This is a genomic window from Chamaesiphon sp. OTE_8_metabat_110 (assembly GCF_031382685.1).
Classification (GTDB): domain Bacteria; phylum Cyanobacteriota; class Cyanobacteriia; order Cyanobacteriales; family Chamaesiphonaceae; genus Chamaesiphon.
In genome coordinates this window covers 1-9,070 of the sequence record NZ_JANMZA010000657.1, presented here as the reverse complement: position 1 = coordinate 9,070, position 9,070 = coordinate 1, and the positions used below count along the sequence as shown (strand labels likewise).

General features: G+C 46.3%; 8 protein-coding genes. 7 read left to right on the top strand and 1 reads right to left on the bottom strand.

From position 1 onward, the window contains the following. A partial coding sequence (gene aroH / locus RMO52_RS23635) for a chorismate mutase (RefSeq protein WP_310419255.1) occupies positions 1–373 on the top strand: 373 nt, incomplete at its 5' end. A gap of 111 nt (positions 374–484) precedes the next feature. On the opposite strand, the gene rlmN is transcribed toward aroH, so the two are convergent. Then, a complete protein-coding gene (rlmN, locus tag RMO52_RS23630) occupies positions 485–1,540 on the bottom strand; it encodes a 23S rRNA (adenine(2503)-C(2))-methyltransferase RlmN (RefSeq protein ID WP_310419250.1) in 1,056 nt (351 codons plus the stop codon). 396 nt (positions 1,541–1,936) lie between these two features. Between rlmN and RMO52_RS23625 the strand changes: the two genes are divergently transcribed. From RMO52_RS23625 to RMO52_RS23600, 6 genes are all read left to right on the top strand, one after another. Continuing rightward, positions 1,937–2,821, top strand: coding sequence for a hypothetical protein (locus RMO52_RS23625; RefSeq protein WP_310419247.1), 885 nt, complete (start codon positions 1,937–1,939; stop codon positions 2,819–2,821). 96 nt (positions 2,822–2,917) lie between these two features. After that, the gene (recG, locus tag RMO52_RS23620) at positions 2,918–5,425 is read left to right on the top strand and encodes an ATP-dependent DNA helicase RecG (RefSeq protein ID WP_310419244.1); all 2,508 of its coding nucleotides are present in this window, start codon (positions 2,918–2,920) and stop codon (positions 5,423–5,425) included. 27 nt (positions 5,426–5,452) lie between these two features. Continuing rightward, a complete protein-coding gene (locus tag RMO52_RS23615) occupies positions 5,453–6,091 on the top strand; it encodes a hypothetical protein (RefSeq protein WP_310419241.1) in 639 nt (212 codons plus the stop codon). A gap of 18 nt (positions 6,092–6,109) precedes the next feature. After that, positions 6,110–6,547 (top strand): hypothetical protein, encoded by a 438-nt coding sequence (locus tag RMO52_RS23610; protein WP_310419239.1) that lies wholly within the window; start codon positions 6,110–6,112, stop codon positions 6,545–6,547. A gap of 170 nt (positions 6,548–6,717) precedes the next feature. After that, the gene (locus tag RMO52_RS23605) at positions 6,718–8,133 is read left to right on the top strand and encodes a serine/threonine-protein kinase (RefSeq protein WP_310419236.1); all 1,416 of its coding nucleotides are present in this window, start codon (positions 6,718–6,720) and stop codon (positions 8,131–8,133) included. A gap of 373 nt (positions 8,134–8,506) precedes the next feature. Next, positions 8,507–9,070, top strand: a 564-nt coding sequence (locus RMO52_RS23600) for an alkaline phosphatase (protein ID WP_396135092.1), incomplete at its 3' end; no start/stop codon positions are given.

Sequence of the window (9,070 nt, the reverse complement as noted above, 5' to 3'; positions counted from 1 at the left end):
GTGGCAGATGAGAGCAATTCGCGGGGCGACGACGGCAAGTGAAAATACAGAGGGGGCGATTTATAGTGCCGTTACCGAGCTATTGCAAGAATTAGAGTATCGCAATCGGATCGATCCCGATCGCATTATCAGTGTCATTTTTACTGCTACCAAGGATTTAGATGCAGTATTCCCCGCCGCTGTCGCTCGTCGTATCTATCCTAATTGGCAAGATGTCGCCCTGATGGACGTCCAACAAATGCACGTTGAGGGCAGTCTCCCCCGCTGTATTCGCTTCCTGATTCACGCCAATCTCCCAGCAGATGCTAAAGTTTATCATCCCTACCTCCGTGGCGCACGAAATTTACGTCCCGATCGCAGTTTGGTGAGTTAGAGGGTAGAGGGTAGATGGTAGGTGGTAGATGGTAGAGAACGCAAGCGTTCTTTAAATATTGAGTGCATAGAATTTTAGATCTACTCTTCCCTACCCTCTACCCTCTACTCCCTACCCTCTTACCTGATTTGCCCGCAATTGCCCACAAGCAGCACTCGCACCTAAACCTTTGGAATAACGCACGCTGACGGCAATGTGCTTTTGCTCTAGTACGTCGACAAAATCCTGGACATCTCTGGGTGTGGGTCGATCGAAATCGGCATCGTCGATCGGGTTGTACGGAATTAGATTAACATGGGTTTGAAAACCGCGTAGTTTGCTAGCTAATTCAACCGCTAGTTTGGGTTTATCGTTGACTCCTGCGAGGAGGATATATTCGACGCTCAATCGTCGCCCAGTAATTTGGACGTAATCTCGGCACTCATCGAGCAATTCGTCAATCGGGTAATTGATTGCTGTCGGGACTAATTCGGTGCGAAGTTCTTGGTTGGGTGCGTGCAGACTGACGGCGAGGGTGACTTGAAGTTCGTGTTGGGCGAGTTCGTGAATTTTGCCAGGTATTCCCACTGTGGAGACGGTAATCGAGCGTTGGGAGATGCCGATATCTTTATTGATAGAATTCACCGCTTTGACGACATTATCTAAATTTGCCAATGGTTCGCCCATTCCCATGAAGACGACATGACTGACGCGCTCCTGAAAATCTTCCTGCACTGTCAAGACTTGATCGATAATTTCATGGGGATAGAGATGACGCATAAATCCCCCCTTCCCCGTCGCGCAGAAGGTACAAGCCATCGCACAGCCTACCTGAGAGGAGACGCAGACTGTCAGCCGTTTAGAGGTGGGAATCCCGACTGCTTCGACGATTTGCCCATCCTGAAGCTGGAGTAAGTATTTGATCGCACCATCATTAGAAACTGCCCGATGCTGGATTGTCGATCGACCGATCGGTGTATCCTTGACACTCTCGCGCCACTGCTTAGAAAATACGGTAATATCAGCCAGGGATTTGGCGCCTTGTTGGTAAATCCATTGGTATAGTTGTTTGCCCCGATAAGCTGGTTGTCCTTGCTCCTGCACCCAGGCGGTCAATTCTGCTAAACTCAAGCCTAGTAATGGGGTAGTAGTGCTTTGAGTGTTGGGATCTAAAGTAATGACAGACATGTTTTTGAGGGTTATGATTGCAGGAGTTGGGGAGCTTGGTGGAGAGGGATCGGACATAGCAATATTGCCGACGCTCGATCGACTCATGAGCAGCTCTGTTTGTCTCTGGCTCGGAACATTATTCTAACCGAATGGCTGACAATATGGGGCAGATTTTGGGTATGACAAGTGCCCCGCAAACCAAATTTATTCATACATCGATGTATCGTCGTCACCCATTTTATGACATTTCCGATCGAGACAATGTATCTAGATCGGTTTGAGTCTATCTAGTTAAACCCTATTTGCTGCTTGTCTTGACACGCTAAACCCTCTCCCAAGGAGACGCTGCGCGAAAAGTCGGCTTTTCGCGCATCTCTCCCGCTATCCCCTATCCCCTATTCCCTATTCCCCCATATGGCAAGATCGATCGAACAAGTCGGACAAGATTTACATCATTTGCAGACAGCCAGTAGTAATCTCGGCACGGAACTAACTGCTGCTTATCAAAGTTATTTTGCGGCTTTAGCACCGACACTCAAGCAACAGTCGATTCAGAGTTGTTATTATTTATGTACCAATTGTTATCCAGATGCTTTCTTGAAATTAAATTACAATCAGCGATCGCAATTGCTCAAAACTTTGCAGCGGGTAATTAGTAATGCGATCGCCAATTTAGTCGTTCAGATCGACTCATCGGCTCGGGTTGATAATGATGATGAGCCAACTGGGGAACTAACTTCTATCCCCATTATGCCGATCGATTGGTTTGCCACGCCAACTTCTTTATCTACTTGGCAGCAAAACTTAGAATCAGAAATCGCGCATAGTTTGAAAGAGATTTCTTATAAAGTAAATTTGCTCTTGCAGCAGGCTCGGATCATGCCAGCGACGATTCCTAAGCCAATTTTAGAAGCAAGCGCTCAAGCCGATCGTCAGGGCGAAAGCAATGTAAATATCCCTAATTTATTAAGTATTTTAATCGAGCAAGAGCCGGACGAGCAGGAATTTGAAGACTCTACTAGCGATCGAGCGATTGTTAGTAATGGTACCGATCGATCTGTCTCGATCGCTCTCGATGCTGAGGGTGATGATTTTCCGCAGATAGTGCAAATTCATAGTGTTTATTTACGTTTGACAGAAGTTGAATTCTCGGAAGTCAATGTCTTAAGCTTGCGAAAAAATATCGATCGAATAGTTGATAAAGTCAAGATGCTCCGCCGGGAATATCTCCAAAAACAACAAGAACTAAAAATTGCCGAAGCTGAATCAGCTTGGCGAAATAGTTGGTTTGAAAGCTAGCAGTTACCATCGATCTCGAACGATCGTCGATATTTGAGCTAAGATGGATAACTGCGGTGATTAGTACTCGATTATCATTTACTTTTTGGCAGATAGATGTCCGAAGAACCAGATTGGTCAAGAATTCAAAAAGCGCTCGCGATCGAGGCAGAATATGGTTATACCGATTTAGTGGGGCAACAGTATCGCTTCGGTGAATTTTTATGTTTGAGTTTTGGCAAACCACCAACTCATGTTAGTGCTAAAGATCGTCAACATTGGCGCGAATTAGCTTTTGAATTTGCTAAATATCACGATCTGACCCTGAGCGAACGGAAGTTATTAATTGCTAAAGCCAGTCAATTTTTGACAGTTGCTCAACAAGTTGCCAGTCTTGAAATCAGTCATCAACCAGTTAGTTCGCACCAGGTAAGTGAAGTACCTAGAAAGATTATTTCCAGCCCAGCAAGTATTCCTAAACTTTCACCTGCGACAATTCCCACGGTTCAAAGTGACACTAATTTAACACTCGATCGCTACTTACGCGATATTCCCCAATTAGGAATTCGCAAAGCCGAAATTCTGGCTCGATTGGGATTATTAACTGTCAAAGATGTTCTGTATTACTATCCGCGCGATCATATCGATTATGCCAAGCAGATAAATATCATCGAGCTAGAGCCAGGTACCACCGTGACGCTGGTGGGGATTATTCGCAAGATTAACTTCTTTACCAGTCCTAAAAACAAGAAACTCAATGTCCTCGAAATTACCATCAAAGATGAAACTGGTAGCCTCAAAATCAGTCGCTTTTATGCCGGGACTCGCTACAGCAATCGCGGCTGGCAAGAATCACTCAAGCGTAAATATCCCGTCGGCAGTTGGATTGCCGCATCGGGATTAGTCAAGCAGGGGAAATATGGCATCAATTTAGATAATCCCGAAATAGAAGTATTAGCAGATAGTGAAGCGAGTATTTCTTCGCTCAAAATTGGGCGCGTCTTGCCAGTTTACCCCTTAATAGAAGGTGTATCTGCCGATATCGTTCGTGAAGCTGTCATGACAGTTTTGCCAGCAGCAGGACTATTAAAAGATCCCTTACCCAAAGTCGTCCGCGAGCAGTATGGCTTGATGGAATTAGCATCATCGATTCAAAATATTCATTTCCCTGAAGATAGCGATACCAAAGAAGCCGCGCGGCGGAGATTGGTTTTTGATGAGTTTTTCTATCTCCAATTAGGCTTCCTCCAACGCCGCCATTTGATGCGCCAGACTCATACTCAAACCATCATCAAACCGACAGGAATATTAATCGACAGATTTAGAGAACTATTACCATTCCAACTCACAAATGCTCAACAGCGAGTCGTGAGTGAGATTTTAGAAGATATCCAACAACCCGCACCGATGAATCGGTTAGTACAAGGTGATGTCGGCTCAGGTAAAACCGTCGTGGCTGTCATGGCAATTCTCGCCGCCATCCAATCCGGCTATCAAACCGCACTCATGGCTCCCACCGAAGTCCTCGCCGAGCAACACTATCGCAAACTCGTCGGCTGGTTTAACCTCCTTCATCTCCCCGTCGAACTCCTGACAGGCTCCACCAAAGCCGCCAAACGGAGACAAATATATAGCGAACTCGAAACAGGCGAACTCTCGATCGCCGTCGGCACACATGCTTTAATTCAAGATAAGGTCAACTTTCGCAACCTCGGTTTAGTCGTCATCGACGAACAGCATCGCTTCGGCGTCTTCCAACGTGCCCGACTCCAACAAAAAGGCTCCCAGCCCCACGTTCTGACGATGACAGCCACACCTATTCCCCGCACCCTCGCCCTCACCCTCCACGGCGATTTAGACGTGAGCCAGATTGACGAACTACCAGCCGGACGACAACCGATTCAAACTAATGCTGTCAATAGCCGCCAGCGCAGCCAAGTCTACGAACTCATGCACCGCGAAATCGCCCTTGGGCGACAAGTATACGTCGTCCTCCCCCTCGTCGAAGAGTCCGAAAAACTCGATCTCCGCGCCGCCACCGAGGAACATACACGATTAGCCACCGAAGTCTTCCCCCAATATCAAGTCGGCTTGCTTCACGGACGCATGGCTTCGGCAGATAAAGATGCCGCTCTGAGTGCATTTCGCGATAATGTTACCCAAATTATCGTCTCCACCACCGTCATCGAAGTCGGCGTAGATGTCCCCAACGCCACCGTCATGCTCATCGAAAACGCCGAACGCTTCGGACTATCCCAGCTCCACCAACTACGCGGACGCGTCGGACGCGGCGAACATCGTTCCTACTGCCTCCTCATGAGCGGTAGCAGTTCGAGCAACGCTAAACAGCGTTTACAGGTGCTAGAACAGTCCCAAGATGGTTTTTGGATCTCCGAGATGGATATGCAATTACGCGGCCCTGGGCAGGTTTTAGGCACCCGTCAATCGGGAATGGCAGATTTTGCTTTAGCTAGTTTAGCAGAGGATGGCGAGGTACTCACGATCGCGCGAGATGCAGCAGAAAAAGTAATTTTGCAAGATAAAGATCTGAGCCAGTCGCCACGCTTGAAGGCGGAGTTAGATTATCGTTTTCAAAAACTGATGGGAGGAAGTATTTTGACTTAATTAATATCATGGAAGGTCGATCGAGTGATGTTTTCGGGTGGTAAGATTGCCAGAACTAAAGCACTAAATATCGATCGATTTTCAGGGATGACGAGTAGTAACGACGATTCAAACGATACGATTTGGGTAAATGGATATCATGGCACCAGCCGCAGTCGCGCCGACAAAATTATTGCCGAAGGTTTTCAACCCAGCACAAATGGCTATGATTGGCTGGGTACGGGGGTTTATTTCTGGCAGGATGCACCCAATCATGCGTTACATTGGGCACAGAAAATGTATAGCCAGGAGCCAGCCGTAATCAAATCCAGGCTGAGACTGGATAGCACATGTCTCGATCTGTTGGATATGCCAGATACCAACAATACTAATTTTTGGATGGACAGTTATAATAAATTTATTGAGGTATACCAACAAACGGGAAAGAGTTTGCCAACACAGAACCCAGATATACCTGGCAAGCGTTATCTAGATTGTGCTTTCTTTGATTATCTTATTAGTACTATCGAGCGATCTTCTGAACCAGACTCACTTGGGTTGATTCGTTCTGCATTTGTTGAAGGACATCCAAACTTTCCAAACTCAGCTATTTGTGATAAGACTCACGTTCAAATCTCAGTTATAAAATTAGATTTAATCGAACACTCTTTTATATACCAAGGTTAAGGAGAGATTCCAATGCCAATGAACCCTGAGAAATTCAAACAAATCATCACCGATCACTTTAAAACTGTTACACCAGAAGAGTTCTTAGAAAATCTGCGAAAATCTTCGCCTTATCTTTTCACTGAAGATTCAGAAAAGCAACAAGACGATCGAATCTCAGAATCCGACCTTCCAGTAGATCGAATTAATCCAACCCCAAAATCAAATCTACCTCGTGTTCCTGGGCAAGACAAAGGCAAAATAATTATTTTTCCAGACTTTGACGATCCTTTGCCAGCAGATATTCTAGCCGAGTCAGCTAATCTAGGCTCAGAAATATCTAAAAACACAGAACTTTATCAGCAAGCAAAGCAAGAGATTAAGCTGGAGATTGCGCCTAAACTATTGAAAAAAGGCATGAGTATTCAAGAAGTAGCCGAACTTTTAGAACTGGACGTACAGCTACTGGCTCAATAGATATTTAATCCTATCTGTAAATCGCGATCGAGTCTAAAGCGCAAGAGAATCCCGCCTATTCAGTCCAATGGTATTATAATCACAGATAATATCCAAAGTGGGAACATCTAGCCTAACCTCGGCACCTTATTTAATTTAAGCCGATCGCGATCCCATTACCCAGTCCTTCTATGCTAGAGTCATCCTTACTCGCGCCAGGTAATATCCTCGGCAATCGTTATGAGATCGTCCGCGAACTTGGACGCGGCGGATTTGGACGGAGTTATTTAGCCAAGGATCTCAATAAATTTGGAGAGAAGTGTGTACTCAAAGAATTTGCGCCCCAACTGCAAACAGAATTAACCAAAGCCAAAGAATTATTCGAGCGGGAAGCAGAGACTTTATACAAGCTCAATCATCCCCAGATTCCCGCTTTTCGGGAGTTGCTGCGCGTGAATGCGGGTGGGACGGAATCGCTGCTGTTGATTCAGGATTATATTGAGGGGGAAACTTATCTGGCGCGGTTGAACGATCGACTCAAACGGCAGCAACCATTTAGCGAAGCTGAAGTAGTCCAGTTTTGCCAGGATTTATTACCCGTTCTCGATTATATCCATCGGAGTGGAGTGATTCACCGGGATATTTCACCCGATAATCTGATTTATTGCGATCGATCCAAACTACCCGTGCTGATCGATTTTGGGAGTGTCAAAGAGATTGCGGTTACTTTAGTTTCTCGCTATAGTAATGCCAAAATCGCCACTCGGATCGGCAAGCAAGGGTACGCACCAGACGAACAAATGCTCCGAGGTAAAGTATCTCCAGCGAGCGATCTGTATGCTGTGGGTGCGACTGCACTAACCTTACTTACAGGTAGAGATGCGAGTACGCTCTACAGTCCCGCTGAAGCGACGTGGGAATGGCGTAAATATATCCAACTCAGTCCCGAATTCGGCGCGATAATCGATCGATTGTTACAGCACAATCCCCAGGATCGGTATCAGTCAGTAAAAGAAGTTTTAATAGGGCTTTCCGCCGTTAATGTCAATTATACAGCACAAGTAGCGCCAGTCGCGAAATTACCGACTAATTCGATCCCCATCGTCCGTAACAATCAGATTTCGCAACTTAAAACGATCGAAATTAGTCCCAGAAGCAAGGCCCCCGCCGCTAGCCCAGCGACAGAAATAGCCCAACGCGACCCGAATGAGTGGAAGAAACCAGTATGGCAAGTCACCAAAGTCATGACTGTGACCCTTTTTACATGTGTAGCCATTAGTGGTGCCGTAAAATGGGTGCAGGCGATCGATCCGATCGGCATGGCGACTCGGCAGTTTAACAACACTACCGCTGGGATCGTCAACTCGCTCCCCAATCTCCTCAAACCCGCACAGCCATCCGTCCAACAACGCCAGCAAGATCTAAATCAACAGCTCAAACAACTCAATATCCCCGCTGCTAAGTTTTATCGTCAAGTCGATCGCGCTTTTTATGCCCAGCATCCCGAACTCAACGGTCGATCGCTGACGGCTAAAGCTGAAGACGATAAACTTCGCCAGGAGTGGCAAGATCTAGCTGTGGAGATGTTAGCAAAAACAAGTAGATAAGCTCACATCTTATATCAAAACAAATTTACTAGTGTTTGAGTGGATAGTGGATAGTGAATAGTGGATAGTTCTGGTATTTAGAAGTAAGTTTTGAGGCTGTTTTGTTAATTCCTATGTGCTAGTGCAAGATATGAATAAACTTGAGATTTGCCCCCAATCTTACTCTCGATATCGATCGAGAGTTCCCGACTCCAGGCGGTATCGAAATGGAGCTTAAGTGTAATATTTATCAAAATTAATGGTCATACTTTTACAACGCATCGCTACTAAATGGTTGATTATTAGTGCGATCTCTTTACTACTCACAGTGACGATCGTGCCGAGTTTATTTCGTGCTTTTGGTGCCAAACCGATTCAGCACAATACGATTTTGATGATTGGCGATGGGATGGGTTGGGAGATTACTAGAGCTGCGGCGATTCAGAGTGCGATTGCCAAAGGTAATGCGGGGAAGACTCTCAAAGATTTTTATGTCCAGGGGAAGGGTGCGGGACTAAATATGCAGACGCTTCAGGGGTATGCCCTCGCGACTACCTACGGGACGACGATCGTAGGCAAAGATGGCAAATATAGTAGTAACCAAAGTGCCCTAGATGATACCCAGAAGCTGACTGGTGCTAGCGTGATTCGCCCTAACTTCAAATTTGACCCCAGATTTAATCCGGGGCAGCACAGCAAGAATAGCCCAGCTCCAGCCACTCCGCCAGTGGGCAATTTAGTCGGTTACGATCCCATCAAAGGTGGTGCTAACCCGTGGACGCCAGGAACCGATCGCGAGTATATTAAAGCCAGCTATCCCGACTCTGCCAATACTGCCACGACCCTCTATACTGGCGTCAAAAGCTATAATAATGCGATCGCGGTAGACATCTACGAGAAACCCCTGACAACCATCCTTAGAACCGCTGCCGACCAAAAGAAATCGACCGGATTGGTG

What these genes read in the sequence shown, in the direction of transcription:
- recG (WP_310419244.1), top strand. Translation starts at nt 2,918, where the DNA reads ATGTCCGAAGAACCAGATTGGTCAAGAATTCAAAAAGCGCTCGCGATC.
- RMO52_RS23615 (WP_310419241.1), top strand. Translation starts at nt 5,453, where the DNA reads ATGTTTTCGGGTGGTAAGATTGCCAGAACTAAAGCACTAAATATCGAT.
- RMO52_RS23625 (WP_310419247.1), top strand. Translation starts at nt 1,937, where the DNA reads ATGGCAAGATCGATCGAACAAGTCGGACAAGATTTACATCATTTGCAG.
- RMO52_RS23605 (WP_310419236.1), top strand. Translation starts at nt 6,718, where the DNA reads ATGCTAGAGTCATCCTTACTCGCGCCAGGTAATATCCTCGGCAATCGT.
- RMO52_RS23610 (WP_310419239.1), top strand. Translation starts at nt 6,110, where the DNA reads ATGAACCCTGAGAAATTCAAACAAATCATCACCGATCACTTTAAAACT.
- rlmN (WP_310419250.1), bottom strand. Translation starts at nt 1,540, where the DNA reads ATGTCTGTCATTACTTTAGATCCCAACACTCAAAGCACTACTACCCCA.